Raw genomic sequence first — 22,720 nt, forward strand, 5'->3', positions numbered from 1 at the left:
CGAGGACGACGTCGTCCGCCGGGTTCACCGGTCGGCGACGGCCGGGTCGTGCGGCAGGCCGAAGAGGTCGAACAACCGGGTGTCGAGGAACGCCGTCATCCGGGTGATCCGCCCGTCGGCCATGGTCAGCGCGTGCACGGCCCACGGCCGGTGCGCGCCGTCCGGCCCGTTGGGCCGCCACTGGGCGAAGGCCGGGTTCCCGTTGAGCTCCAGCGGCACCACGTGCGAGCCGCGGCACTCCGCGCCGGGGCCGGCGAACCAGGTGCCGATGTCCGCGGCGCTGCGCAGCCACATCGCGTAAGGGGGCATGTCCATCACGGCGTCCTCGTGCAGCAGGGCGACGAGGGCCTCGATGTCGTAGCGCAGGAAGGCGTCCAGGTAGCGGGCCAGCAGCTCGGCGTCCGGGGCGGCGACGTCCCGGTCGGGGGCCTTCTCCCGGGCCTGGGCCGCGGCGAGCGTGGCGCGGGCACGCTGCAGCGCACTGTTGGCGGCCGCGACGGAGGTCTCGAGCAGCGCCGCCACCTCGTCGGCCTTCCAGCGCAGCACGTCCCGCAGGATCAGCACGGCCCGCTGCCGCGGCGGCAGCAGCTGCAGCGCGGCGACGAAGGCCAGCCGCACCGACTCCTTCTGCACGGCGATGTCGGCCGGGTCGCCCCCGACGGGGAGGACGTTGCGGTCCAGCGCCGGCTCGACCCACGCGCCGTCGGCCAGCACCCCGGCCAACGACGCGGGCACGGGGGCCGAGGACTCGTCGGACAGGTCGACCGGGAGCGCCCGGCGCTTGCGGCCGTCGAGGGCGTCGAGACAGACGTTGGTGGCGATCCGGTACAGCCAGGAGCGCAGTGCACCGCTGCCCTGCAACCGGTCCAGCGACCGCCAGGCCCGGACCATCGTCTCCTGGACCGCGTCCTCCGCGTCGAAGGACGACCCGAGCATCCGGTAGCAGTACCCGGTGAGCTCGCGCCGGTGCTCGGCCAGCCGCGGCTCCAGCGCGGCGGCCGGGCTAGCGCCCGGCCGCTCGGTGACGACACCGGTCATCGCAAGCACTCCTGCTCTCCGTCGTCGCCTGGTGGGCCCCGGACGAGGCGCGCTGCGACGTCCCGGCCGATCCTGCCCGAGGGCTACGACAGAGTGAAGGAGTCGGGCTACTGGTAGGTGACCAGTTCCGGGGTCGGCTGCACCGTCTCGATGGTCTCCTGGGGGGAGATCATCGGCTCGTCCTCGTCGATGAAGTTCTTCCAACCCCAGTACAGCGGCTCCGGGGCGCCGCGGTGCAGCACCTCCCAGGTGGTCTGCTTGGCCGGCTGCGAGCCCTGGCCGTCGACGTGCACCAGGATCGCCAGCTCGTCGCGGGAGGTGTCCAGCCGCTCGCGGTCGACGATCATCCGCACCTGGAACTGGTGCAGCACCAGCAGCTTCTGCGGCAGGGCGTTCTCCCGAACCAGGTCGGCCAGCCAGGTCACCACCTGGTTGACCTCGTCGATGTCCACCTGGCCGATCTGGCGCAGGTGCACCTCACCCGGCTTCAGCCGCCACTCCGGGTCCAGCGCCAGGCCGACGTAGGGCAGCTCGAGCAGCGACTGGTACTGCTTGGCCTGGGTGAGGAAGTCGGTGCGGCCCGGCTGCAGGTCCAGCACCACGTACAGGCCGGCCTCACCGGCGGCCTCGACCCAGGGGCGCAGCGTCTCGACGTCCTGCTCGGCGGAGTAGTTGCCGTCCGGGCCGGCCGAGGCCGAGGCCACCGTGGCGATGATCTCGAACGTCGGGACGACGGTGTTGTCCACCAGCGGCCGGTACTCGTCGGCGTACTGCTGTGCCCGCGCGATGGCACCGGGCAGGTCCTGCTCGCCCAGCAGGCCCAGGGCACCGCTGCCGGGGACGCCGTAGAGGGCGATCAGCGTGTGCTCGGGGAACAGCAGCTGACCACCGCCGGGCAGCTGCGTGCCGGTGGCCACGGTGTCCAGCTTCCACTCGATCCCCGGCGCCCCGGCCAGGTCAGCACCCAGCACGACGACCGTGGGCTCGGCGGCGAGGCGCTCGACGACCTCCGCCGACACACGCGGGTCGACCACCCCGCCGGTGAGCAGCACCTCGGCACCGGCGGCCCGGGCCGTCGCGATCCCCGCCAGCGACTGCGCGTCCCCGCTCGCGAGGACCACCACGTCCTCCAGCGGCTCGGGGCGCTGCACCTCGGGCAGCTCCCCCGTCGGCTCCGCCGGCTCGGACTCGGACGCCTCGGACTCGGTCTCCGACGCCTCGGACTCGGTCTCCGAGCCTTCCGCCGCCGTCTCGGTGGGGCTCGCCGGGGCCGGCGGAGCCTCCGCCGTCAGGACCGGCAGCGCGTCCGGCGCCAGCCCGGCCACCGCAGTCGCCCGCTCCGCGTCCGGCACGGTCGTGGGCTCGGCGAGGTCCAGGCCGGTCGCCTCCGCCAGCGCCTCGGCGTCGGCGGGGACGGCCACGACGTCCACGTCGTCCGAGCCACCCGGGACCAGGTCGGCGGCGTCGTCGCCGACGGCGAGCACGGTCTGCACGCCGAGGCGGTCCAGCTCCGCCCCGAGCACGTCGGCGGGGTCGTCGGAGCCCAGCAGCAGGGGCACACCGAGACCCACCGCCGCCACCGCGCCCAGCAGCTCTGCGTCTGCATCACCGCCACCGGCGACGACGGCCACGTCCGAGCTCTCGTACAGCGCCCGGCTGGTCGAGACGGCGGCGGCCACCGGGTCGGCGTCGGGCACGAGCGTGCGCGCCGCATCCGGAGCCGTGGTCACGGCCCCGGCGACGGCGGGGTCGTCCGAGCCACCCGAGTCGGCCGAGCCGCCGGAGTCCCCGTCGTCCGAGCCGGTGCACCCGGCGAGCACCAGCGCGGTGACCAGGGCGAGCGCCGGGACGGCGGGACCGCGAGCGGGACGAGGGAGGACTGCGGTGCGGCGCATCGGCTACTTCCTGTGCCCGCGGCCACCAGGGAGCCGGGGTCCCGGGGCGGGCGGGCACGAACACGGTCGGGGGCACCCCGACAGTAGATGCGTCCGCCGTCGGCGCGAAACCCGCTGCTCGGGTCGGCGTCCTGGACACGGCCGGGGCGGGCCGGGAGCATCTGCGCCTGAGATGAGCGCGCACAGGTCGGGCCAGCCCGAGTCCCTACCGGCCAGCCAGCGGGCTGGGGCGGCGCGTCACCGCAGGTCAGGCTGGTCCGCATGACGACGACCACCGCCGAACTGCCCGCCCGGGCCGGCCAGGCCGTGGCGCACGAGCCCCGGCGCGGCTGGTGGCGCCAGCTCGGCATGGACACCGGGTACGTGCTGGTCAACTTCTGGTTGTCGATCCTCGCGTTCGTCCTGGTGGTCACGCTGCTGACCGTCGGGGTGGTCACCCTGGGCATCTGGATCGGGCTCCTGGTCCTGGTGCTGGCCCTGCTGGTCGCCCGCGCCTTCGCGACATTGGAGCGGAGGCAACTGCCCGACGTCCTGCGGAGGGAACTGCCCCGGCCGGTCTACCGGCGCACGCAGCCGGGTGCCCCGCTGCTGCGCCGCCTGATCACCCCGCTGCGCGACCCCCAGTCCTGGCTCGACGTCCTGCACGCTGTGCTGCACATGACCGTGTCGATCCCGGTCTTCGTCGTGACGATCGTCTGGTGGGCGATGGCACTGGCCGGTCTGACCTCCATGACGTGGGACTGGTCGATCCCCTACGACGAGTCGGGGCAGGCGGAGAACTACACGTTGCCCGAGCTGATCGGGCTGGCCGACACCTCCACCAACCGGGTGCTGCTCTACACCGCGATCGGGGTGCTGTTCGCCCTCACCCTGCCGGCTGTCGTCCGGGGGTGCGCCATCGCCGAGGCGCAGCTCGGCCGGGTCTTGTTGACCTCCCGGGCCGCCACCCAGGCCGAGATCGGCCGGCTGTCGGAGGGCCGGGACGCCGCGGTGGCGGCCGAGGCCGTCGCCCTGCGCCGGCTGGAGCGGGACATCCACGACGGCCCCCAGCAGCGGCTCGTCCGGCTCAGCATGGACCTGCACCGGGCCCGCCGGATGGTCGACAGCGACCCGGACGGCGCCCGCGCGACGCTGGAGGAGGCGGCGGCGCAGACCAGGGAGACGCTGGAGGAGCTGCGGGCGCTGTCCCGCGGGATCGCCCCACCGGTGCTGGCCGACCGCGGCCTGGCCGCCGCGCTCGCCGCCCTCGCCGCCCGCTCCCCCGTGCCGGTCGAGCTGGCCATCGCCCTCCCCCCGGGACAGCGGCTGGCACCGGCCGTGGAGAACTCCGCGTACTTCCTGGTGAGCGAGGCGCTGGCGAACGTCGCCAAGCACAGCGAGGCGACGGTGAGCCGGGTGACGGTGGTCTGCGAGGCCGACCGGCTCCGGGTGGTGGTCGAGGACGACGGCCGCGGCGGTGCCGTGCTGGCTCCCGGCCACGGGCTGGCCGGGCTGACCGATCGGCTGCGCGCGGTCGACGGGGTGCTGACCGTGGACAGCCCGCGGGGCGGGCCGACCCGGCTGATCGGCGAGCTGCCGTGCCGGTGACCGGGGGCGGCCCCCGGATGCGGGTCGTGCTGGCCGAGGACTCGGTGCTGCTCCGTGAGGGCCTCGTCCGGTTGCTCGGCGAGGCGGGCACCGAGGTGGTGGCCGCCGTCGCCGACGGGCCGTCACTGGTGCGGGCCGTCGTCGAGCACCGGCCGGACGTCGCCGTCGTCGACGTCCGGATGCCCCCGACCCACACCGACGAGGGGCTGCGGGCCGCGGTCGAGGCGCGCCGCGCCGTCCCGAGGACTGCGGTGCTGGTGCTCTCCCAGTACGTGGAGGTGGCCTACGCCGACGAGCTGCTCGCCGACGGCGCCGGCGGGGTCGGCTACCTGCTCAAGGACCGGGTCGCGCAGGTGGACCAGTTCCTCACCGCCCTGGACGACGTCGTGGCCGGCGGCACGGTGCTCGACCCGCAGGTCGTCGCCCAGCTGTTCGCCCGGCGCCGGCGGGACGACCCGGTGCGCTCGCTCTCCCCCCGCGAGCGGGAGGTGCTGGGGCTGATCGCCGAGGGCCACTCCAACGCCGCGATCGCCCGCGAGCTGGTCGTCACCCAAGGGGCCGTGGAGAAGCACACCCAGCACATCTTCGCCAAGCTCGGCCTGAGCCAGGACGACGACCAGCACCGCCGGGTGATGGCGACCCTGGCCTACCTGCGCAGCTGAGCGGGGCGCACCGGTTCAGCCGGCAGCGGCGTCGAAGGCCGCCCGCAGCCGGGCCGGTGCCCGCAGCCGCCACGCCTCGGTGAGCAGCTCGGCCAGCTCTGCCCGGTCCACCGCCGCGAGCTGGACGACCACCATGCTGCTGTTGCGGTAGTGGTGCGGCACCGAGAACACCCCCGGCCGCTCGGCAGCCAGCTCGGCGTTCTCCCCGGGCGCCAGCCGGATCGCGACCCACTCCTCCGCCGGCGGCATCGACGCGAAGACCTTGTCGCGTACCCGCAGGCAGGCCATGTCCCACGCCGGGCGCTCGGTGGCCTCCGGCAGGGCCAGAGCGATCGTCCGGACGTCGTCGGAAGTCGCTGCCATGGCGGCAGGGTGCCACCGGCCACCGACAGGACGCAGCCCTCGTCGGGCTGACCGGCCAACCGAGATGGTGCCAGCCCGACCTCATTCGGGGGGCCAGCAGCAACGACATGATCATCTCGGGCCGCGAGGCTCGGTCCAGCGACGCCGCACCTCTGCGGCGCCCGAGCTGGAAGGCCCCATCGTGAGCGTCCCCGTGATGACCACCCTGCCCGCCACCGCGCCACCTCCCCCGCGGGACGGGTTCGCCGTCCGGGTGGCCCGGTGGAGCGCCACCCACCGCTGGACCGTGCTCGGGCTCTGGGTGCTGGCCGTCGCACTGGCCGTCGTCATCGGCGGCGCCATGGGCACCAAGACGCTCACCGCTGCGCAGAGCGGCAGCGGTGAGTCCGGCCGGGCCGACGTCGTCCTGGACGGGGCTGGGTTCCCCGACCCGCCGACCGAGCAGGTGCTCGTGCAGACCCGCGACGGCTCGGGGATCGGCGTCGAGGGCACCGCGGCCGCCGCCGACGTCGCCGCCGCCGTCAGCGGGCTCGACGAGGTGGCCGACGTCGGTGACCCGGTCCCCTCCGCCGACGGGACGGCGCTGCTGGTGCCGGTCACCCTCGACGTCGGGGACCGCACCGGCTCGGCCGCCGACGATGCGGCCGTCGATGCGGTGCGGCCGGTGCTCGACGCGGTCGCCGGGGTGCAGGCCGACCACCCGGGGCTGCAGGTCGTCGAGTCCGGCGGCAGCTCGCTGGACGCCGTCGTCGGCGAGCAGCTGGAGGAGGACTTCCTGCGCGCGGAGCTGCTCAGCCTGCCGGTGACCCTGGTGGTGCTGCTGGTGGCCTTCGGTGCCCTGTTCGCCGCCGGAGTGCCGCTGCTGCTGGGGCTCACCGCCGTGGGCGGCGCCCTGGGCCTGGTCTCCCTGGTGTCCCAGCTGACCCCGGTCGACGCCAGCACCGCCAGCGTCGTGCTGCTGATCGGGATGGCCGTCGGGGTCGACTACGCGCTGTTCTACGTCCGACGGGCCCGGGAGGAACGGCGCCACGGCGCACCCACCGCGCTGGCCGTCGAGCTGGCCGCGGCCACCTCCGGGCGGGCCGTGCTCACCTCCGGCCTCGCCGTCGCGGTGGCGATGGCGGGCATGTACCTGGCCGGGAGCCCGGTGTTCACCTCGTTCGCGACCGGCACGATCCTCGTGGTGCTGGTGTCGGTGATCGGCTCCCTGACCGTGCTGCCGGCGACGCTGGCGCTGCTGGGGCGGGGCATCGAGCGGCCGCGGGTCCCTCTGCTGGGCCGGCTGGTGGGCCGCACGGACGACAGCCGGGTCTGGTCGGCCGTCGTCCGGCGGGTGGTGTCCCGGCCGCGGACCTCGCTGGCGGTGGGGGTGGCCACGCTGCTGGCGGTGGCCGCGCCGGCGATCGGCATGGCCACCTCCAACCCCGGCATCGACGCGCTCTCCCGGGACAGCGACGTGGTCCGGGCCTACGACGCCATCGCCACGGCCTTCCCGCAGGAGGGCAGCACCGACCAGGTCGTCGTCTGGCGCACCGACGAGCAGCGGCTCGACGTGCCCGCCGTCCAGGACGCTGCCGACGAGCTGGTCGCCCGGCTGCCGGACGCCACGGCGGCCGGCGAGCTCGAGGTCAGCCCCGACGGCACGGTCGCCCGGCTGTCGGTGGCGGGCGCCGGTGCGGCCGGCAGCGACGGGGCCCGGGCCGGGCTCACCCAGCTGCGTGAGGACCTCCTGCCCGCCACGCTCGGTTCCGTGTCCGGCACGGCGACGGCCGTCACCGGGGCCACCGCCGGGGACGTCGACTTCGGCGACACGATGGCGCAGCGGCTGCCGATCGTGATCGGGTTCGTGCTGGCGCTCACCGTCGTCGTGCTGACCGTGGCGTTCCGGTCGCTGGCGGTGGCGCTGATCGCCGCCGTCCTCACCCTGCTGTCGGTGGGCGCCGCCTACGGCGTGCTGGTGCTGGTCTTCCAGTCGACCTGGGCCGAGGGCCTGCTCGGCTTCACCTCCACCGGGGCGATCGTCTCCTGGATCCCGCTGTTCCTGTTCGTGGTTCTCTTCGGGCTGTCGATGGACTACCACGTGTTCGTGGTCTCCCGGGTCCGCGAGGCGGCCCAGGCGGGCATCCCGCTGCGGCTTGCGGTGACCACCGGGGTCTCCCGCTCGGCCGGCGTGGTCACCAGCGCCGCGGTGGTCATGGTGGCGGTGTTCAGCATCTTCGCGACGCTGTCGATGCTGGAGTTCAAGCAGCTGGGGGTGGGCCTGGCGGTCGCGGTGCTGATCGACGCCACCGTGGTCCGCGGGGTGCTGCTGCCGGCGGCGATGGCGGTGCTGGGCGAGCGGACCTGGTGGCTGCCGCGGTGGCTGGGCTGGCTGCCGGCCAGCAGCCACTGAGGCCCGGTGCGCGGTGCGCACGGCCGGAACTGGTTGGCCGACCGTCGGTCCCGCCGGGTAGACACGCCTCGTGACCGACATCGCCGACCAGCTCCGCCCGATCACCGCCGAGGAGTGGCCGCGCTTCGTCCGCGGCATGCGCACGACCTTCGGCCACGACCACGCCGGCCCCTACATGGACTCCCCGGCCCCGACGGCCGAGCTGGACCGCTCGCTCGCCCTGTTCGACGGCGAGCGGGTGGCCGCCACCGCCGGCATCTACAGCCTGGAGATGACCGTGCCGGGGGCGGTGGTGCCGACCGCCGGCGTCACCTGGGTGACCGTCTCCCCCACCCACCGGCGACGCGGGGTGCTGACGGCGGTCATGCGACGCCAGCTGCGCGAGGTGCACGCGGCCGGCCGCGAGCCGGTGGCGGCACTGTGGGCCGCCGAGTGGCCGATCTACGGTCGGTTCGGGTACGCCCCGGTCGCCTCGCGGGGCGGCTGGACCGGGTCGACCGAGCGGCTGCACCTGCGGCCGGACGTCGACTGCGGCACCGGCACCGTGCGGCTGGTCGAGGTCGAGGAGTTCCGCCCGGCGGCCGCGGCGCTGCACGAGCGGGTGCGCCGGTTCGTGCCGGGGAACATGGCCCGCGACGACCGGTGGTGGGAGCGACGGCTGCACGACTCCGCCGAGCTCGCCGCCGGCGGTCCGCCCCGCCAGCTGGCGCTGCACACCGAGGCCGACGGGACGGTCACCGGGTTCGCCAGCTACCGGCTGCGGGCCACCTGGACCGACACCAGCGAACCCGACGGCACGCTGACCGTCGAGGAGGTCCGGGCCAGCAGCCCGACCGCGTACGCCGCGCTGTGGCGTTTCCTGCTCGCGCACGACCTGATGCGCACGATCGAGTACCCGCAGGGCCCCGCCGACGATGCGCTGCCGCACCTGCTGGTCGACGGCCGGGCCTGGCACGCCCGCCCGGTCGACACGCTCTGGGTGCGGCTGGTCGACGTGGGCGCTGCGCTGTCCGCCCGCCGGTACCCGGCCCCGCTGGACATGGTCTTCGAGGTGCGCGATCGGTCCTGTGACTGGAACGACGGGCGCTGGCACGTCTGGGGACACCCGGCCGGTGCTTACAGTGACCGCACCGACCGCGACCCGGACCTGGTCCTGGACGTCGAAGCGCTGGCTGCGGCCTACCTGGGCGGTGTCTCACTCGCCTCCCTGCAGGCCGCCGGCCGGGTGACCGAGATCAGCCCGGGCGCGGTGACCCAGGCGTCGACGGCGTTCGGCTGGCCGGTCGCCCCCTGGTGCCCCGACTCCTTCTGACGGACCCGCTGCAGGGTGTCGCCGCGAACTCGCCAGTAGGGGTCGTCCTCAGGCGGGCTGGGTGCCGTCCCACTCCGACAGTGGGGCGCAGTGCCAGCGCCAGGAGGTGACCGGCTCCCGGCCGGGCAGCTCGCCACGGCCGGTGGCCCACAGCAGCGCCGCCCACGGATCGGCGTCGGCCGGCGCCCACGGGAAGAGCCGTGCCCGGGTCGCCTCGGCCAGCCGGGACGGCGGGGTCCAGTCCAGCTCACGGTCCGCCGCGACGTCACCGGTGTGCAGCAGCAGCTCCGCGCAGCCCATCCCGGCGAAGCCCGAGGCGTCGGCCAGACCCCAGTCGTGCGCGCCCCGCTCGGCCGGGCCGGCCGCGTCGACCACCCGGGCCAGCACCTCGGTCGCCGCACCCAACTGCAGGCAGGTCTCGGCGAGATCGGCGTCGGGCCGGCGGACCACGTCGAAGGCGCTCACCTCCACCGGCCCGGCGACCAGGTCCTGGGCGTACCAGGTCAGGCAGGAGGTGATGTGCGCGGCGACGCCGACGACGTCGGTGCCCAGTGTCGGCACCGCCGCCGCACCGTCGGGCACCCGGGCGAACACCTGCTGGACCGCGGCGACCGCGGCGCGCAGGTCGTCCCCGGTCACCGGGTCCGGCTCACGGGTTGCGGGTGGGCAGCCCGCCTGCCGGACGCTGCCGGTTCTGCTCGTACTCGGTGAGCAGACCGATTCGGCGGGAGTGCCGCTCCTCGCCGCTGAACGGCTCACGCAGATAGGTCAGCACCAGCGCGGTCGCCTCCTCGACGCTGTGCTGGCGGTTGCCCACGGCGGCGACGTTGGCGTCGTTGTGCTGGCGGGCCAGCTGGGCGGTGCTCTCGTTCCAGATCAGCGCCGCGCGCACCCCGGGCACCTTGTTCGCGGCGATCTGCTCGCCGTTGCCCGAGCCGCCGATGACGATGCCGAGACTGCCCGGCTCGGTGACGACCCGCTCCCCCACCTCGAAGCAGAACGGCGGGTAGTCGTCCTGCGGGTCGTAGTCGAAGGCCCCGCAGTCGACCGGCTCGAAGCCCTCGTCGGCGAGCACCTGCATCAGGTGGGACTTCAGTTCGAGGCCGGCGTGGTCCGTGCCGAGGAAGACGCGCATGTGCCGATCTTCTCACCGACTCCTGGCAGGCTGGCCCGGTGGCGGTGCTCGGAGTGGACGGCTGGCGCGGGAAGTGGGTCGGTGCGCTGCTCGACGGGCGCACGGTGGAGCTGCGGGCGCTGGACGACGCGGCGGCGGTGCTGGCGGTGCCGGACGTCGAGGTGGTCGCCATCGACATGCCGATCGGGCTGTCGGAGGACGGCGTCCGGGCCTGCGACGTCGCGGCCGCAGGGCTCCTGCGCCCCACCGGCGCGGCCAGCTCGGTCTTCCCCACCCCGGTGCGGGCGGTGCTGGCCACCGACGACTACGCCGAGGCCCGGGCCATCTCCCGCGCGGCCACCGATCCACCGCGTGCGCCGTCGGCCCAGGCGTTCATGCTCGTCCGCTCCATCCGCGCCCTGGACGACGTCCTCGGTCAGCCCCCGACCGACCGGGTGGTCGAGGTGCACCCCGAGCTGGCGTTCCGGCTCGGGCTCGGCGGGGTCACCGACCGCAAGGGCACCGCCCGCGGCACGGTGCAGCGACTGCAGGCCCTGCGCGCCGTCATGGACGTGGAGGAGGCACTGGCCGGGGCACCGGCCGGCGTCCCGCTCGTCGATGCGCTGGACGCCTGCGCCGCTGCCTGGTCGGCCCAGCGGCTGGCCGCCGGCACCGCCGAGCGGGTGGGCGACGGGACGACGGACTCCCGCGGCCGGCCGCTGCGGATCTGCTGGTGACCGCCGGCTGGCGGGAGATCGGCGACCGGGTGTTCGTCCGCCGGCACCGCGAGCTCGACCTCAACTGCGGGCTGGTCGTCGGCGACGGCGGCTGCCTGGTCATCGACACCCGCTCCCACCTCGGGGAGGGCCGGGCCCTGGCCGAGGCGGTCCGGACCGTCACCCCGCACCCCTGGACCGTCGTCAACACCCATGCGCACTACGACCACTGCTTCGGCAACGCGGCGTTCCGGCCGGCCGCCGTCTGGGGGCACCGCCGCTGCGCCGAGGAGCTCGAGGCGACCGGTGAGCAGCAGCGCGCCTCGGTGGTCACCGGTCTCCGGGAGGACGGCGACCCCGCCGCCGAACTGGTCGCCACCGTACCGATCGACCCGCCCGACCACCTGGTCGACGACCTCGCCCGGCTGGACGTGGGTGGCCGCACCGTGACGCTGCGGCACCTCGGGCGCGGGCACACCGGCGCGGACCTGGTGGTCACCGTGGACGACGTCCTCTTCGCCGGGGACCTGGTCGAGGACGGGTCGCCACCGGCGATGGAGGACGCCTACCCGCTGGAGTGGGCGCAGACGGTCACGGCGCTGCTCGAGTTGGTGCGCGGGCCGGTCGTCCCCGGGCACGGCGGGGTGGTGGACGCGGCCTTCGTGGCCGCCCAGCGCGATGAGCTGGCCCAGCTGGCGACCTGGCTGACCGACCCCGCTGCACACCCGCCCTTCGACGATGCCACCCGGGCGACCGCCCGTACCCGAGCCTGACGCACCCCACGAACGCGAGGGGCCGAGGTCCGTCGTCCCGGTCCGTGGTGTGTGATGGGAGCTGTGGTGCCTGATCCGAGCAGCGGCGGGCTCTCCCCGCCGAGCCGGAGGAACCCCGTGCAGGACCGGCCCCGTGCCCACCCTCTCCCTGACGCGCGCCGCGCCGGCGCCTGGGCGGAGTCGGTCGCGATCCCGCTGGTCTGCATGGACCGCGACTTCCGCTGGGTGTACGTCAACCGAGCCGCCGAGACGCTGCTGCAGGAACGGCGCGAGGACCTCCTCGGCCGCACGCAGTGGGAGATCCACCCGCTGACCCTGGGCACCGACGTGGAGCGGGCCTACCGGCACACGATGGACACCCGGGAGCCGGTGGACTTCGAGCAGTACTACCCACCGCACGACCGCTGGTACCGGATGTCGGTGCGCCCGGGCGCCGACGGCATGGACGTCGAGTTCCACGACATCACCGCCGAGCGACGCCGCGCCGGGGCACCCACGCCTTCCCCGGCGACAGCCGACGACGCCCCGGCGGTGGAGCTGCTGGACCTGCTCACCGAGACGTCGGCCGCACTGAGCACCACCCTCGACGTCGGCGAGGGCGTCCGCCGGCTGGCCCGGCTGGTCGTCCCCCGGCTCGCCGACTGGGTCATCGTCAGCACGTACGACGCGGCCAGCGGCGCCCTGGCCGACCTCGCCGTGGTGCACCGGCGCCCTGAGATGCAGCACGCCGCCGAGGTCTACGCCGAGTCCCGGACCGGCGCCCTGGCCGCGGACTCGCCGGCACGCCGGGCGATCCGCAGCGGGCGGCCGGTGCTCCTCGGCGACGGCCGGGCCGACCAGGTCGACTCGTTCGCCGCGGCGCTGGTGGTCACCCCGCAGGCGCAGCAGCTGCTGGCCGCCCTGCGGCCCGGCGGCGTCGCCGCCGTCCCGCTGCTGGCCGGTGGCCGCACCGTGGGTCTGCTCAGCCTCTTCCGGGACGTCGGCTCCACCCCGTGGACCCCCCGGGAGCTGCGCGCCGTCACCGATGTCGCGGCCCGGGCCGGCACGGCCCTGGACAACGCGCGCCTGTTCACCCAGCAGCGCCAGGTCGCCGAGCACCTGCAACGCAGCCTGCTCACCGAACCACCGCAGCCCGACCACAGCGAGGTCGTGGTCCGGTACCTGCCCGCCGTGCAGGCCGCCCGGGTGGGTGGGGACTGGTACGACGCGTTCATCCAGCCCGGGGGCACCACGATGGTCGTGATCGGCGACGTGGCCGGGCACGACATCGAGGCGGCGGCCGCGATGGGCCAGTTGCGCAGCCTGCTGCGGGGCATCGCCGTCTACAGCGACGCGGGACCGGCCGAGGTGCTCTCCGGACTGGACCGCGCGATGGACGTGCTGGCCGTCGGCACGATCGCCACCGCCGCCATCGCCCGCTTCGAGCAGACCGACGAGGAACGCGAGCGCGGCGTCACCCGGATGCGCTGGTCCAGCGCCGGGCACCCGCCCCCGCTGCTGCTGGACGTCGAGGGCCGGGTGACCACCCTGGACAGCCGGCGGGCCGACCTGCTGCTGGGCGTGGACTCGGCCACGAGGCGCGTCGAGCACGTGACGGAGCTCGACCGCGACACGACGGTGTTCCTCTACACCGACGGGCTGATCGAGCAACGTGGGCCCGAGGGCCCCATCGGGCTGGACGTGGGCCTGGACCGGCTGCGGGAGGCGCTGGCCGACCTCGCCCACCTGCCGTTGGGGTCGCTGTGCGACGCCGTCCTCGAGCGACTGGTGCACGGCCGTCCTGAGGACGACGTCGCGCTGGTGGCGGTGCGCCTGCACCGGCAGGACCGGCCCCGCCCGGCGGTGGCCGGACCGGGCCACGTCCCGGACGTCATCCCCGCAGCGCCGGGAGCCTGACGGCTCTCAGGCGAGCTTGCGGACGACCGGCAGCGGCAGCACGCGCAGCAGGCCGGCGATCGGGCGCCACGGCCACTCGGGGACGTAGGCGCGCACCGGCTCCCGCTCGATGGCCGCGGTCAGTGCGGTGACGCCGGTCTGCAGGTCGACGGTGAACGGACCGCGACGACCGGTGTTGATGTCGGTCTCGATGAAGCCCGGGTGGATGGTGCTGACCCGGATCGCGCGGGTGCGCCGGCTCCCCAGCAGGTCGGCGCGGATGCCCTCGGCGAGCACGGCGTCCGCGGCCTTGGAGGTGGCGTACGCGGTCCGGGTGCCACCCATGCCGCGCACCCCGGCGACCGAGGAGATGACCACCAGGTGCCCGCTCCCCTGGGCGCGGAACAGCTCGACGGCGGCCTCGCAGCAGGCGTGCGTGCCCAGCACGTTGGTGACCAGCACCTGCCGGTTCGGCCGCGCCTTGCCCGTGCCCACCGGGGCGCCCTTGCCGAGGCCCGCGTTGGCGATGAACCGGTCGATGCCGCCGAGCTCCCCGGCCAGCCGGGGCACGGTCGCCGCGACGGCCTCGGGGTCGTCGACGTCCAGCTCTCCGATCACGACCCGGATGCCGGGGTGCGAGGTCAGCAGCTCGTCGCGGAGCTCGGCCAGGCGGTCCAGCCGCCGGGCCACCAGCACCAGGTCACGGCCTCGGGCGGCGAACTCCCGGGCCATGCCCTGACCGAGGCCGGCGCTCGCGCCGGTGATGAAGATGCGCTGCCGGACAGGGGGTGCCATCGGGCCATCCTGCCGCAGCGCGCTGCGCAGGCGATGCCCCGGCCGGCTCGGTACGCGAACGGCGAAGACCGCTCCCCGGAAGGGGGAGCGGCCTCCAGCCGAGGACCTCGGTCGTGGCGCGGTTCCGGTCGGCGCTCCGCCGCGACGGGCGTGCTCAGGAGCCGAGGGGACCGGCCGTCGACCGGCGACCGGATGGCCGCCGACCCGCACGTTCCCCTGCGGCTCCTCCCCCTCACTCCTCGCCCGTGGCCTCGCCCTTCTTCGCGCCCTTGACCTTCTTCTCGCCCTTGACCTTCTTCTCGCCCTTGACCTTCTTCTCGCCCTTGACCTTCTTCTCGCCCTTGTCCTTCTTCTCGCCCTTGTCCTCGTCCTCTCCCGGTTCCGGGGTGGTGGGCTCGGACGGCGGGGCCGGTGCGGTCGCGGCCAGCGTCACGGTGACCGGCGGGTAGGCCTGGCTGGAGGTGTACCGGTCGCAGACGCCCTGGATCGTGTACTCCCCCAACGGGGTCCCCGGCTGGAACCACTCGTCGAAGGTGACGCTGCCGTCAGGGAGCGCCTCGCCCCCGTTGCCGAAGTAGGCGTACTCGTCGGTGTTCGAGTAATAGACGCCGGTGGGCGACCCGTCCGCGCTGTCGGGGAGGCACCCGGTGAAGGTCAACGTGAACGGCTGTCCCGGGACGACGGTCGTCGCCGACAGCACGGGTGCCGGCAGCGGCACCGGCGCAGCCAGGGCCGCCGGCGCAACGACCAGGGTGGCTGCGCAGGTGGTCAGGCCGGCCATGGTGACGGCGGCGACGCGGCGCGTGGACAGGCGGGGCATGAGGGTCTCCGTCACTGTTCGGCGGACCGGTCGGCCCGGTCTGGCTGCGGCATGTCTAGAGGCGGGTCCACCCCTGGTCGGCAGCGCAGGCCCGGACACGCCGTCGAGGTGTCGCGGGTGGGACGGGACGGTCTGCATGGACGACGACGGCCGCCTCCCCGTCGGGGGAGGCGGCCGTCCAGGCGCGGGTGGGGCAGCTGCCACCCGCTGCGGTCCAGCTCACGGCACCTTCGCGCCGCGGGTGCCGGCCCGTCAGCGGGTGCCGGTCAGCTCCAGGGCGTCGGCGGGCACCGAGGACATGTCCGGCCCGGACAGGCGGGTGCGCTTGAGCTCCCAGAAGTCGGGCAGGTTGGCCAGCAGGACGGCGCCGTCGAAGGCCTTGCCGGCCTCCTCACCGGTCGGCACCTTGCTGATCACCGGACCGAAGAAGGCCACGCCGTCGATGTGCATGACGGGGGTGCCGACGTCGTCGCCGACCGGGTCCATCCCCTCGTGGTGGCTCTTCTCCAGCGCCTCGTCGTACTCGGTCGAGCCGGCGGCCTCGGCCAGCTCGGCGGGCAGGCCCACGCGCTCCAGCGCCGGGGCGATGATCTCCTCGATCTCGACCCCGTCGTGGTGCCGCAGCGTGCCCATCGCGGTGTACAGGTCGCCCAGCACGGCGTCGCCGTGCTGCTGGGCGGCGGCGACCGCGACCCGCACCGGGCCGATCGCCTTGGCCATCATCTCCTGGTAGTCCGGCGGCAGGTCGCGGCCGCGGTTGAGCACCGACAGCGACATCACGTGCCAGTGGAGGTCGATGTCACGGACCTTCGCCGCCTCCAGCACCCACCGGCTGGTGAGCCACGCCCACGGGCACAGCGGGTCGAACCAGAAGTCGACGCGGGCCTTCACGGGAGAGCTCTGCACTGCCTCGGTCATGGTGCTCCTCAGTCTGTCGTCGGTGCTCCGGGCGGTCGGTCGAACGAGACCCGGTCGTCTGGGCCGACCAAGTCGGGCCGTCCCCGGCTTGTTCCCCGCTCTCCTCGGGACCACACGGAGAGGAGACCGTCGGCCCCGCATGGGAGGCTCCGGGGCGTGGCAGTTCCCAACCTGACTCGTGACGACGCCGCGGCCCGCGCCGCGCTGCTGGCCGTCTCCAGCTACGACCTCTTCCTGGACGTGACCGACGGCCAGGGCCATCCCGGCGAGGAGACGTTCCGCTCGGTCACCACCATCCACTTCGAGGCCCGCTCCCCCGGCGCCGACACCTTCGTCGACCTGGTGGCCGACCGGGTGCGCTCGGCGACGCTCAACGGCGTCGAGCTCGACGTCAGCGGCTACACCGAGGAGGGTGGTCTGGCCCTGCCCGGGCTGGCTGCCACCAACGAGCTGGTCGTCGACGCCGACTGCCGGTACTCCCGCACCGGCGAGGGCCTGCACCGGTTCGTCGACCCGGAGGACGAGCAGGTCTACCTCTACACGCACTTCGAGCCGGCCGAGGCGAAGCGGATGTTCGCCTGCTTCGACCAGCCCGACCTCAAGGCGACGTTCACCGTGCACGTCACGGCGCCGTTCGACTGGCAGGTCGTCAGCAACACCGGTGACCGCACGATCGAGGCCGGCGAGGCCGGTTCGCAGCTGGTGCACTTCACCCCGACCAAGCGCATCTCCACCTACCTGGTGGCCCTGGTCGCCGGCCCGTACGCCCGGGTCACCGACCTGCACGACGGCATCCCGCTGGGCATCTACTGCCGGGCGTCGCTGGCCCAGCACCTCGACCCCGACGAGATCTTCGCGGTCACCAAGGCCGGGTTCGACTTCTACCACCGGGTCTTCGACTACCCGTACCCGTTCGACAAGTACGACCAGCTCTTCGTCCCCGAGTTCAACGCCGGGGCGATGGAGAACGCCGGCTGCGTGACGTTCCTGGAGGACTACGTCTTCCGGTCCAAGACCAGCCGGGCACGCTACGAGCGACGCGCCGAGACGATCCTGCACGAGCTGGCGCACATGTGGTTCGGCGACCTGGTGACCATGCGCTGGTGGGACGACCTGTGGCTCAACGAGTCCTTCGCGACCTACATCTCCACGCTGTGCCAGGCCGAGGCCACCGAGTACACGACCGCGTGGACGACGTTCGCCAACACCGAGAAGTCCTGGGCCTACGCGCAGGACCAGCTGCCCTCCACCCACCCGATCGCGGCCGACATGGTCGACGTGGCCGCGGTGGAGGTGAACTTCGACGGGATCACCTACGCCAAGGGCGCCTCGGTGCTCAAGCAGCTGGTGGCCTACGTCGGTCAGGACGACTTCCTCGCCGGGGTGCGCCGGTACTTCCGCAAGCACGAGTACGGCAACACCACCCTCGACGACCTGCTCAGCGAGCTCTCCGAGGCGTCGGGTCGCGACCTGTCGGACTGGTCGGCGCAGTGGCTGCAGACCAGCCAGGTCAACACCCTGCGCCCGGTGTACGAGCTCGACGCCGACGGCCGGTACGCCTCGTTCGCGATCGAGCAGACCGCCGTCCCCGAGCACCCCGTGCTGCGTCGGCACCGGCTGGCGGTCGGCCTCTACAGCTCCGGCCCCGACGGGCTGGCCCGGTCGCACCGCGTGGAGCTGGACGTCGACGGGGCGCGTACCGAGGTGGCCGAGCTGGTCGGCCACCCCGCCGCGGACCTGGTGCTGGTCAACGACGACGACCTCACCTACGCCAAGCTGCGCCTCGACGAGCGGTCACTGGCCACGCTGCGCAGCCAGATCGGCACGATCCCCGACTCGCTGCCCCGGGCGCTGTGCTGGTCGGCGGCCTGGGACATGACCCGCGACGGTGAGCTGGCGGCCCGTGACTGGGTCCAGCTCGTGCTCGCCGGCGTCGACGCGGAGACCGAGATCAGCGTCGTCCAGTCGCTGCTCGCCCGGGTGCAGTCGGCACTGGCCTCCTACGCCGACCCGGCCTGGGCACCGACCGGCTGGACGATGCTGGCCGACAAGGCACTGGCCGCCCTGCACAGCGCGGCGCCCGGCAGCGACGCCCAGCTGCAGTGGTCGCGCACCCTGGCGGCCGCGGCCCGCGGGGACGAGCACGTGGCGGCGCTGCGGGGGCTGCTCGACGGCTCCCTGGCCGTCGAGGGCCTCACCGTCGACACCGACGCCCGCTGGGCGTTCCTGCACGGCCTGGTCGCCGTGGGGGCCGCCGGCGATCCGGAGATCGACGCGGAGGCCGAGCGGGACGCCACCGCCACCGGTGCCCGGCGGGCTGCGACCGCCCGGGCGCTGCGGCCGACGCCGGAGTCGAAGGCGGAGACCTGGGAGCGGGCGTTCACCGACGAGTCGATCGCCAACGCCGTGCACGAGGCGATGGTGGCCGGCTTCTGGCACCCGGCCCAGCAGGAGCTCACCGCCTCCTACGTGGACCGGTACTTCGCCGACATCCGCGGGCTGTGGCAGCGGCGTCCGGGCGAGATCGCCAAGAACGCCGTGGAGTACCTGTTCCCCAAGGTCGTCGAGGAGCGGACGCTCGTCGCGGCCGACGCCTGGCTGACCGATCAGGACGCCCCCGCGCCGCTGCGCCGGCTGGTGAGCGAGGGCCGGGACGGCATCGCCCGGGCCCTGTGGGCCCGCAAGCGGGACGCCGCAGCCGGCCAGGGATGACCCGCTGAACGCCAGCGGCCCAGGACTCGACGAGTCCTGGGCCGCTGGCGTTCAGCCCGCTGCGGGGCCGTGGTCCTTCTTCAGTCGGCCTTGCGGCGCGCGGGGTGACCGGCGGCGTCGGACAGTTGCCGGAGGCCGTTGATGATCGCCCCGACCAGGTCGCCGGCGCCCAGCCGGCTGGTCATCGACAGCACGGCGAGGGCACACGCCCGGTCGGGCAGCCGGCGGGCGGCCGCGGTGCCCGTGACGATCTCCAGCACCCGCTGCCCCGGCGAGAGGGCGACCAGGACGCTGTTGGAGGTGTCCCCGCCGGAGCGGGAGTGCAGGTCCTCCGCCGTGGCCCGGGTGTCGGAGCCCAGCTCGCCCACGTAGAGGGTGAACCGCAGCCCGGTCTCCCGGGAGGACATGGTCAGCGCCTCGTCGAGCCGGGCGAGGTCGCGGTAGCTGAACGGCCCCGAGCCGGGCTCCATCACGGAGCTGTTCCCGGTCTCCTGCGTCGCGCTGGGACCGTGCTGGTCGGCGGCGGGCTGCCGGTTGAGCTGCTGGGTCATCTGGGGGGTGCCTCCGGACTGCGACGCGGACTGCGACGGGACGTGGGACGACGCGGTGCTCACCGGCGGGTCACCAGGTCCCGCGGGCGCCGCCGGCGGCGGTGCGCCGGACAGTGTCGGGGTCGGCCACGTGCGGGCGCTGACCGATGGCCAGCGCAGCGGAGGTGGCGCCCAGTCGCGGAGCGGCGTGCCCGGCCCCGGGTGCGTCCTCGGCGTGGCCACCGACCACGCCGGGGACGTCGGGGTGCGGCTCGTACCAGAGCGGTGCGTAGTCCCAGGACTGCCCGGGGCGGTACTTGGTGCGGTCCTTGCTGCGGCCGGGGAACAGCGTCACCGCAGCGAACAGCAGCACGATCACCAGCGGGATGACGCCGTAGATGAGCACGGTCTCGAGCACGGGCATGGCCGCAATCTACCGGGACGCCCGATCACCGGCCCGGCAGGACGGTCACCACATCGCGGGGTGTCGGTGCCCCCACGGCCGCGCCTCCTCCAGTTGCGCGGACAGCGAGATCAGCGTCGCCTCGTCGGCCGGGCGGCCCACCAGCATGGTCCCGATGGGCAGCCCGCCCGCCGTCCACCACAGCGGCACGCTGACCGCCGGCTGACCGGTGACGTTGTAGACCGCCGGGAAGGCCGCGTAGCGCTTCTGCCGCTCGAAGTCCGCCGCACCGTCGCCGTCCCCGTCGAACCAGCCGACCGGTCGCGGTGGCAGCGTGCAGATCGGGGCCAGCAGCACGTCGTAGCGGCTGGTCGCCTGGACGAACCGGCGGGCGAAGACCCGCAGCGTGAACATCGCCTGCATCGCGTCCCTCGCGCTGAGCGCCAGTCCGCGGTCCCGGAGGAAGCGGGTCAGCGGCCGCAGCCGGTCCAGCTGGGACGGCGGCACGGGCAGCGTCGTGCCGGACAGCGCCCAGACCACCTCGAAGGCCGGGAACACCTCCGGCGTGAGCGGAGCGGCCGGCAGGTCCTCGACCTCATGGCCCAGCTCGGACAGCAGCGTGGAGGCGTCCTCGAACGCCGCCCGCACCTCCGGGTCCAGGTCGGCGCCGGGCATGCCGGAGTCCAGGTAGCGGCCGATCCGCAGCCGGCCCGGCGGGCGGTCGGCGTAGCCGAGGAACGTCTCCCCGGCCGGCGGCGGCGGAGCCCAGAACGGGTCCCCGGGCACCGGCCCGGCCATCGCGTCGAGCATCGCGGCGGCGTCCCGCACGGTGCGCGCCAGCGGCCCCTGCACGCCCAGGCCGGTGGTCTCGCTGCCCAGCGGGGCGTTGCTCACACGGCCGCGGCTGGGCTTGATGCCGAACAGCCCGTTGATCCCGGCCGGGATGCGGATCGAGCCACCGCCGTCGGAGCCGTGGGCGAAGGGCAGCAGCCCGGCGGCCACCGCAGCAGCCGCACCACCGCTGGAACCACCGGCCAGCAGCGAGGGGTCCCACGGGCAGCGGGCCGGTCCGACGAGGTCGTTGTCGGTGTAGCAGGGGAAGCCGAACTCGGGGGTGTTGGTCTTGCCCAGGCTGATCGTGCCCGCGGCGGCCAGCGCAGTGACCACGGCGTCGTCGACGGCCGGCACGAAGTCGACCAGCACGGCCGAGCCGAAGGTGGTGCGCACCCCCGCGGTGTTGGCCAGGTCCTTGATCGCGGTCGGGACCCCGTGCAGCGGCGGCAGGTCCCCGCCGTCCAGCACCGCACGGTCGGCCGCCGCCGCTGCGGCGCGCGCCCGGTCGGGGGTGACGGTCAGGAAGGCCCCGATGGCGGGGTCCAGCGCCTCGATGCGCGCGAGGGAGTGTTCGACCAGCTCGGTGGGGCTCACCTCCTTGGCGCGGACCGCGGCTGCCTGCTCGAGCGCGGTGAGGTCGTGCAGTCGTGTGCCGGGCGAGGAGGTCACCACCCGGACGCTAGCCGCGACGGGCAGGATCTCCTCGTGGACCTCTCCCGCGCCGCCGCCGAAGCCGCCGACGCCACTGACCCGCTGGCCGGGTTCCGGGCGCGGTTCACCGGCACCGACGACGACGGCCCCGACCGGCTGCTCTACCTGGACGGCAACTCCCTCGGCCGGCTGCCCCGGGAGACCCCCGCCGCGGTGGCCCGGGCCGTCGAGCAGGAGTGGGGACAGGGGCTGGTCGGCTCCTGGCGCGACTGGGTGCAGCAGTCCGGCCGGATCGGTGACGTCCTCGCCGAGGGCGTGCTGGGGGCACAGCCCGGCGAGGTGCTGGTCGGCGACACGACCAGCGTCGACCTCTACAAGCTCCTGGTCGCCGGGGCCGACGCCCGCCCGGGCCGGGACGTGCTGGTCTGCTGCGCCGACGACTTCCCCACCGACCGGTACATCGTGGCCGGGGTGGCCCAGGCGCGCGGGATGACGGTGCGTGAGGTCGAGGCGCACATCGACACCGGCCTGGACCTGGACGTGCTGGCCGGGGCACTGGACGAGCGGGTCGCCGTCGTCGTCCTCTCGCAGGTGGCCTACCGGTCGGGTGCGCTGGTCGACATCGCCGAGGTGACCCGGCTGGCCCGCGAGGCGGGGGCGCTGGTCGTGTGGGACCTCAGCCACGCCGCCGGTGCCGTGCCCGCCGACCTCACGGCGGCCGGCGCCGACCTGGCGGTGGGCTGCACCTACAAGTACCTCAACGCCGGCCCCGGGGCCCCGGCCTTCCTCTACGTGCGCCGTGAGTTGCAGGAGCAGCTGCGCCAGCCGATCTGGGGGTGGTTCGGCCAGCGCGACCAGTTCGCGATGGGGACGGCGTACGACCCGGCCGACGGCGTGGACCGGTTCGCCGTCGGCACTCCCCCGGTGCTGGCCATGGCGGCGGTGGAGGTCGGCGCCCGGCTGTCCGCCGAGGCAGGCATCGAGCGGCTGGCGGCCAAGGGCCAGGCCCTGACCGAGCTGGTGATCGCACTGGCCGACGAGTGGCTCGCCGGGCACGGGGTCGCCGTCGCCTCACCGCGGGAGGCCGCCCGGCGCGGGGCGCACGTCAGCCTCGGGCACCCGCAGGCGTGGCAGCTCACGCAGGCGCTGATCGACCGCGGCGTCGTACCGGACTTCCGCACGCCCGACCGGCTCCGGCTGGGCCCGGCGCCGCTCTACACCCGGTTCGTCGACGTCTGGGACGCGATGGACCGGCTGCGCACCGTGCTGACGGACCGGGTGCACGAGGGCTACCCGGTGGAGCGCGCCCGGGTCACCTGACGGAGAGCGT

The 22,720-nt window shown here is 74.5% G+C and carries 20 protein-coding genes; 9 read left to right on the top strand and 11 right to left on the bottom strand.

Annotated features, from left to right (window positions below; genetic code table 11):
* Positions 1 to 24: 24 nt before the first annotated feature.
* Together O2W15_RS00375 and O2W15_RS00380 are read right to left on the bottom strand one after the other, a co-directional pair.
* Complete coding sequence (locus O2W15_RS00375; protein ID WP_269177941.1) at positions 25 to 1,038, bottom strand: sigma-70 family RNA polymerase sigma factor; 1,014 nt, start codon at positions 1,036 to 1,038, stop codon at positions 25 to 27.
* 107 nt (positions 1,039 to 1,145) lie between these two features.
* Positions 1,146 to 2,933 carry a hypothetical protein gene (locus tag O2W15_RS00380; RefSeq protein ID WP_269177942.1) on the bottom strand — a complete coding sequence of 596 codons (1,788 nt, stop codon included), beginning with the start codon at positions 2,931 to 2,933 and terminating at the stop codon, positions 1,146 to 1,148.
* Between the two features lie 261 nt (positions 2,934 to 3,194).
* Between O2W15_RS00380 and O2W15_RS00385 the strand changes: the two genes are divergently transcribed.
* Entirely contained in the window at positions 3,195 to 4,520 is a 1,326-nt protein-coding gene (locus tag O2W15_RS00385) for a sensor histidine kinase (RefSeq protein ID WP_269177943.1), read from the top strand.
* Entirely contained in the window at positions 4,511 to 5,182 is a 672-nt protein-coding gene (locus O2W15_RS00390) for a response regulator transcription factor (RefSeq protein WP_269177944.1), read from the top strand. Before O2W15_RS00385 ends, O2W15_RS00390 begins: the two co-directional genes overlap by 10 nt.
* A gap of 15 nt (positions 5,183 to 5,197) precedes the next feature.
* On the opposite strand, the gene O2W15_RS00395 is transcribed toward O2W15_RS00390, so the two are convergent.
* Positions 5,198 to 5,545: an MmcQ/YjbR family DNA-binding protein gene (locus O2W15_RS00395; protein WP_269161913.1), complete on the bottom strand. Its 348-nt coding sequence runs from the start codon at positions 5,543 to 5,545 to the stop codon at positions 5,198 to 5,200.
* A 196-nt stretch (positions 5,546 to 5,741) separates the two neighbouring features.
* Between O2W15_RS00395 and O2W15_RS00400 the strand changes: the two genes are divergently transcribed.
* Both O2W15_RS00400 and O2W15_RS00405 read left to right on the top strand, forming a co-directional pair.
* The gene (locus tag O2W15_RS00400; protein WP_269177945.1) at positions 5,742 to 7,937 is read left to right on the top strand and encodes an MMPL family transporter; all 2,196 of its coding nucleotides are present in this window, start codon (positions 5,742 to 5,744) and stop codon (positions 7,935 to 7,937) included.
* Between the two features lie 70 nt (positions 7,938 to 8,007).
* Complete coding sequence (locus O2W15_RS00405; protein WP_269177946.1) at positions 8,008 to 9,249, top strand: GNAT family N-acetyltransferase; 1,242 nt, start codon at positions 8,008 to 8,010, stop codon at positions 9,247 to 9,249.
* 48 nt (positions 9,250 to 9,297) lie between these two features.
* Here O2W15_RS00405 and O2W15_RS00410 read toward each other — a convergent pair whose 3' ends face one another.
* The gene (locus O2W15_RS00410) at positions 9,298 to 9,888 is read right to left on the bottom strand and encodes a hypothetical protein (protein ID WP_269177947.1); all 591 of its coding nucleotides are present in this window, start codon (positions 9,886 to 9,888) and stop codon (positions 9,298 to 9,300) included.
* A gap of 10 nt (positions 9,889 to 9,898) precedes the next feature.
* Positions 9,899 to 10,384 (bottom strand): ribose-5-phosphate isomerase, encoded by a 486-nt coding sequence (locus O2W15_RS00415; RefSeq protein ID WP_269161910.1) that lies wholly within the window; start codon positions 10,382 to 10,384, stop codon positions 9,899 to 9,901.
* Positions 10,385 to 10,422: 38 nt separating this feature from the next.
* Between O2W15_RS00415 and O2W15_RS00420 the strand changes: the two genes are divergently transcribed.
* Genes O2W15_RS00420 through O2W15_RS00430 form a run of 3 tightly spaced genes read left to right on the top strand, consistent with a single transcriptional unit; the run spans position 10,423 to position 13,748 of the window.
* Positions 10,423 to 11,100 carry a DUF429 domain-containing protein gene (locus O2W15_RS00420; protein WP_269177948.1) on the top strand — a complete coding sequence of 226 codons (678 nt, stop codon included), beginning with the start codon at positions 10,423 to 10,425 and terminating at the stop codon, positions 11,098 to 11,100.
* Positions 11,097 to 11,852, top strand: coding sequence for an MBL fold metallo-hydrolase (locus O2W15_RS00425; RefSeq protein WP_269177949.1), 756 nt, complete (start codon positions 11,097 to 11,099; stop codon positions 11,850 to 11,852). Before O2W15_RS00420 ends, O2W15_RS00425 begins: the two co-directional genes overlap by 4 nt.
* Positions 11,853 to 11,906: 54 nt before the next feature.
* Positions 11,907 to 13,748, top strand: coding sequence for a SpoIIE family protein phosphatase (locus tag O2W15_RS00430; RefSeq protein ID WP_442928862.1), 1,842 nt, complete (start codon positions 11,907 to 11,909; stop codon positions 13,746 to 13,748).
* Positions 13,749 to 13,754: 6 nt separating this feature from the next.
* On the opposite strand, the gene O2W15_RS00435 is transcribed toward O2W15_RS00430, so the two are convergent.
* The 3 genes from O2W15_RS00435 to O2W15_RS00445 form a co-directional block, all read right to left on the bottom strand.
* Positions 13,755 to 14,522: an SDR family oxidoreductase gene (locus tag O2W15_RS00435; protein WP_269161907.1), complete on the bottom strand. Its 768-nt coding sequence runs from the start codon at positions 14,520 to 14,522 to the stop codon at positions 13,755 to 13,757.
* A 232-nt stretch (positions 14,523 to 14,754) separates the two neighbouring features.
* Positions 14,755 to 15,342 (bottom strand): hypothetical protein, encoded by a 588-nt coding sequence (locus O2W15_RS00440; protein WP_269177951.1) that lies wholly within the window; start codon positions 15,340 to 15,342, stop codon positions 14,755 to 14,757.
* A gap of 252 nt (positions 15,343 to 15,594) precedes the next feature.
* Positions 15,595 to 16,260: a mycothiol-dependent nitroreductase Rv2466c family protein gene (locus O2W15_RS00445; protein ID WP_269161905.1), complete on the bottom strand. Its 666-nt coding sequence runs from the start codon at positions 16,258 to 16,260 to the stop codon at positions 15,595 to 15,597.
* Positions 16,261 to 16,416: 156 nt separating this feature from the next.
* Between O2W15_RS00445 and pepN the strand changes: the two genes are divergently transcribed.
* Positions 16,417 to 18,972, top strand: a complete 2,556-nt coding sequence (gene pepN, locus O2W15_RS00450; protein WP_269177952.1) for an aminopeptidase N — start codon at positions 16,417 to 16,419, stop codon at positions 18,970 to 18,972.
* An 80-nt stretch (positions 18,973 to 19,052) separates the two neighbouring features.
* Here pepN and O2W15_RS00455 read toward each other — a convergent pair whose 3' ends face one another.
* The 3 genes from O2W15_RS00455 to O2W15_RS00465 form a co-directional block, all read right to left on the bottom strand.
* Positions 19,053 to 19,523, bottom strand: a complete 471-nt coding sequence (locus tag O2W15_RS00455) for a DUF5130 family protein (protein WP_269177953.1) — start codon at positions 19,521 to 19,523, stop codon at positions 19,053 to 19,055.
* 70 nt (positions 19,524 to 19,593) lie between these two features.
* On the bottom strand, positions 19,594 to 19,926 hold the full coding sequence (gene ctaJ / locus O2W15_RS00460) for an aa3-type cytochrome oxidase subunit CtaJ (RefSeq protein ID WP_269177954.1): 333 nt from the start codon (positions 19,924 to 19,926) through the stop codon (positions 19,594 to 19,596).
* A gap of 45 nt (positions 19,927 to 19,971) precedes the next feature.
* Complete coding sequence (locus tag O2W15_RS00465) at positions 19,972 to 21,408, bottom strand: amidase (RefSeq protein ID WP_269177955.1); 1,437 nt, start codon at positions 21,406 to 21,408, stop codon at positions 19,972 to 19,974.
* Between the two features lie 36 nt (positions 21,409 to 21,444).
* Between O2W15_RS00465 and kynU the strand changes: the two genes are divergently transcribed.
* A complete protein-coding gene (kynU, locus tag O2W15_RS00470; RefSeq protein WP_269177956.1) occupies positions 21,445 to 22,710 on the top strand; it encodes a kynureninase in 1,266 nt (421 codons plus the stop codon).
* The last annotated feature ends 10 nt before the right edge of the window (positions 22,711 to 22,720 follow it).

The organism is Modestobacter sp. VKM Ac-2979 (assembly GCF_026967995.1).
Lineage (GTDB): Bacteria > Actinomycetota > Actinomycetes > Mycobacteriales > Geodermatophilaceae > Modestobacter.

Bases quoted from the DNA above. Each gene is read 5' to 3' on its own strand.
- O2W15_RS00380 (WP_269177942.1), bottom strand. From the start codon at position 2,933: ATGCGCCGCACCGCAGTCCTCCCTCGTCCCGCTCGCGGTCCCGCCGTC.
- O2W15_RS00435 (WP_269161907.1), bottom strand. From the start codon at position 14,522: ATGGCACCCCCTGTCCGGCAGCGCATCTTCATCACCGGCGCGAGCGCC.
- O2W15_RS00395 (WP_269161913.1), bottom strand. From the start codon at position 5,545: ATGGCAGCGACTTCCGACGACGTCCGGACGATCGCTCTGGCCCTGCCG.
- O2W15_RS00440 (WP_269177951.1), bottom strand. From the start codon at position 15,342: ATGCCCCGCCTGTCCACGCGCCGCGTCGCCGCCGTCACCATGGCCGGC.
- O2W15_RS00445 (WP_269161905.1), bottom strand. From the start codon at position 16,260: ATGACCGAGGCAGTGCAGAGCTCTCCCGTGAAGGCCCGCGTCGACTTC.
- O2W15_RS00385 (WP_269177943.1), top strand. From the start codon at position 3,195: ATGACGACGACCACCGCCGAACTGCCCGCCCGGGCCGGCCAGGCCGTG.
- O2W15_RS00430 (WP_442928862.1), top strand. From the start codon at position 11,907: ATGGGAGCTGTGGTGCCTGATCCGAGCAGCGGCGGGCTCTCCCCGCCG.
- O2W15_RS00400 (WP_269177945.1), top strand. From the start codon at position 5,742: ATGACCACCCTGCCCGCCACCGCGCCACCTCCCCCGCGGGACGGGTTC.
- O2W15_RS00415 (WP_269161910.1), bottom strand. From the start codon at position 10,384: ATGCGCGTCTTCCTCGGCACGGACCACGCCGGCCTCGAACTGAAGTCC.
- O2W15_RS00375 (WP_269177941.1), bottom strand. From the start codon at position 1,038: ATGACCGGTGTCGTCACCGAGCGGCCGGGCGCTAGCCCGGCCGCCGCG.
- ctaJ (WP_269177954.1), bottom strand. From the start codon at position 19,926: ATGCCCGTGCTCGAGACCGTGCTCATCTACGGCGTCATCCCGCTGGTG.
- O2W15_RS00455 (WP_269177953.1), bottom strand. From the start codon at position 19,523: ATGACCCAGCAGCTCAACCGGCAGCCCGCCGCCGACCAGCACGGTCCC.